This window comes from Sphingobium sp. (assembly GCF_035511395.1).
Lineage (GTDB): Bacteria > Pseudomonadota > Alphaproteobacteria > Sphingomonadales > Sphingomonadaceae > Sphingobium.
In genome coordinates, this window is sequence record NZ_DATKFP010000019.1 from 1 (window position 1) to 2,813 (window position 2,813).

Consider the following 2,813-nt stretch of genomic DNA (forward strand, 5'->3'; position numbering starts at 1 on the left):
TGGGACGCTGGTAATGGTCCTCGATCGCCACGGCCCACCGGGCGAGCTGGACGATATCGCTGTTATCGAGAACGAAGCTCTGACGCTCCTGCTCGGTTGTCTCGACGATCCTCGTACGGTGGCTTCCGCCTTCCCCATAGACCATGCGGAACGCCTTGCCGCCCAACTCCTTGTCGATGATCGGTTCGGTCCCCGGCTGCGCGAGAAGCGGTTTGAATACGACATATCTGTCCGGGTTTACGCTCCCCTGGACGACGGTCTCACCCAGCCCCCAGGCGGCGCTGATGACGATAGCATTTGGAAAGCCGGTTTCGGTATCGATCGAGAACATGACGCCCGATCCGCACAGGTCCGAACGGACCATCTGCTGAATGCCGATCGACAGCGCAACCTCGAGATGATCGAAGCCTTTCGCATCGCGGTAACTGATCGCGCGATCGGTGAACAGCGAGGCGAAGCATCGACGACAGGCCGCCAGAAGTGCGGCCCGGCCCCGGACATTGAGGAAGGTTTCCTGCTGGCCCGCGAAGCTCGCATCCGGCAGATCTTCGGCGGTCGCGCTGCTGCGCACGGCAACGGCGGGACGCTCTGTGCCGGTACGCCGGCCAAGTTCCGCATAAGCGGACACAATCTCCTCGGCGATATGGGAGGGCATTTCCGCTTCCAGAAACAGACTCCTTATAGCCTGCCCCGCTTCCTGAAGGGTGCATCCGCCGGAGTGGAAGGCGGAGAGATGTTCCGTAATGCGGGGTGCAAGCTCATTGTCGTGAACGAACGCCCTGTAAGCGTCCGCAGTGGTGGCAAAGCCAGAGGGCACCTTCACGCCCTTCTGAGCGAGGGCCGCGGTCATCTCGCCTAAAGACGCGTTCTTGCCGCCTACGGCCGGCACATCAGCGATACCGATGTCTTCGAACCACAAAATCATCGGCTTGGACATAGCTCATCTCCAGCTTGCGTAAGGTGCCAGAGGCCGCCTCAAGGTTTCACCCAGCCACCTCTTTTGTGGTCACCATCACCGCGCCGACTGGCAACGTCACTACGTAAGGCTCCTGAGTGTATCGATGGACTTCAGCTCGATCATCAGATTGACCGGATCAGCTCCGGCCGGATGGCCCAAGATCGAGAGCAGGTCATGGGCAACACAAATGCATGATCATTCCGCTGCGGGCGCGGGCGTCATACTCATCCCAAATGTTTTCAATTGATCGCCCAGTCTCTCAATATCGCAGCCGCTTTATCTCAAGAATATCTCAAGAATCGGCTTGCCGAGATCATACAGGACATAGTTCTGCGGTTATTCCAGGTGGCGATGTTGAGCGTCTCATCGAGATTCGATGAGGGGATCTGCGCCGCTTCGATGCGCCTGCGCAGAAACTTCAGGGCTCGCGCGATCTCTAGCACTACTTTGGCAGAAGTGTAATTTTTGGGATTCCCCTTCGGAGGAATGCGTGATTCATAGGGAGCCAGCTTTTGTGGAGGCTGGCGATGGAAGAGGATTGGCGGCGGGACCTCGAACAGTGGCTTGAGCCGTATTTGCAGGCTCTGGCCAACAAGACGCGGCGGCGGATGTGTCCGGCTTATATCGCCGGATTGATAGGCCCGGGCGATCGCAAGAGTATCCAGCCGATGGCAGCACGCATCGACGCGCTCAGCTATGACCGGCTACACCATTTCGTCGGAGCAGGGATCTGGGACAGCGCGCCGCTGGAGGCGACGTTGTGGCGACAGGCTGATGAGCTGGTCGGCGGCGACAAGGCCTGGCTTATCATCGACGACACAGCGCTACCCAAGAAGGGCAAGGCCTCGGTCGGTGTCGCGCCGCAATACGCCACGGTGTTGGGCAAGAACGCCAACTGCCAGACCTTGGTATCGGTGACGTTGGCCTCGGGAGAAGTTCCGGTCATGCTGGGTTTGCGGCTGTTCCTGCCGGAAAGCTGGACCAGCGACACTGCACGGATGGCCAAGGCGGCTGTGCCCGAAGCATTTCGGGCCTATCGCACAAAGCCTGACATCGCGATTGAGGAGATCGACCGCATCATCGCTGCCGGCGTGCGCTTTGGCTGCGTCCTGGCCGATGCCGGTTATGGCCTGTCCGCACCGTTCCGGCAGGCGCTCAGCGCACGGGGCCTCTGCTGGGCGGTCGGCATCCCCCGCCACCAGAAGGTCTATCCCTCAGACGTGCAGTTGATCTTCCCGGTGGCGGGACGTGGACGACCGCGTGTCCGGCACGTACCCGACGTCAAATCCCTGGCCGCCCATACCATGCTGGAGGAGGCGAAGTGGCGGAAGATCAGTTGGCGCCGCGGAACCAAAGGCCGTCTGAGCGCCCGCTTCGCTGTCATGCGCGTGCGGATCGCTGATGGCGCGCCACAGCGGATCGGTGCTGCTGGCGCACAGCACATGCCAGGCGAAGAGGCTTGGCTGGTGGGCGAGCATCGCTCCAGCGGCGAGCGAAAATACTATCTTTCCAACCTTCCCGCCGACACGCCAGCCAAAGATGTCGCCGGCGCCATCAAGGCGCGCTGGGTCTGCGAACAGGCGCATCAGCAACTCAAGGAAGAACTTGGTCTCGACCATTTCGAGGGCCGCTCGTGGACCGGGCTGCATCGCCATGCGCTCATGACAATGATCGCCTATGCCTTCCTGCAAACACGAAGGCTCGCTCAGACGGGGCGGAAAAAAAAGAGTCTCCGGTCCGCCCCCTCAGCCGAGCCTACCGGCTGTACGCCAAGCTATCCTTGACCGCTTATCGCGCGCGCCGCCGCGCCATTGCCCTCATTGCGGAGGATGCCTGGCAACTGCACATCCTGCAA

2 protein-coding genes are annotated in these 2,813 nt (G+C 61.0%); one reads left to right on the forward strand and one right to left on the reverse strand.

Annotation, left to right across the window (positions count from 1 at the left end; all coding sequences use genetic code 11):
- A partial coding sequence (locus VMR39_RS00795; protein WP_325413398.1) for a PEP/pyruvate-binding domain-containing protein occupies positions 1-937 on the reverse strand: 937 nt, incomplete at its 3' end.
- 548 nt (positions 938-1,485) lie between these two features.
- Here VMR39_RS00795 and VMR39_RS00800 point away from each other — a divergent pair.
- Positions 1,486-2,742 (forward strand): IS701 family transposase, encoded by a 1,257-nt coding sequence (locus VMR39_RS00800; protein WP_021243113.1) that lies wholly within the window; start codon positions 1,486-1,488, stop codon positions 2,740-2,742.
- Positions 2,743-2,813 lie beyond the last annotated feature (71 nt).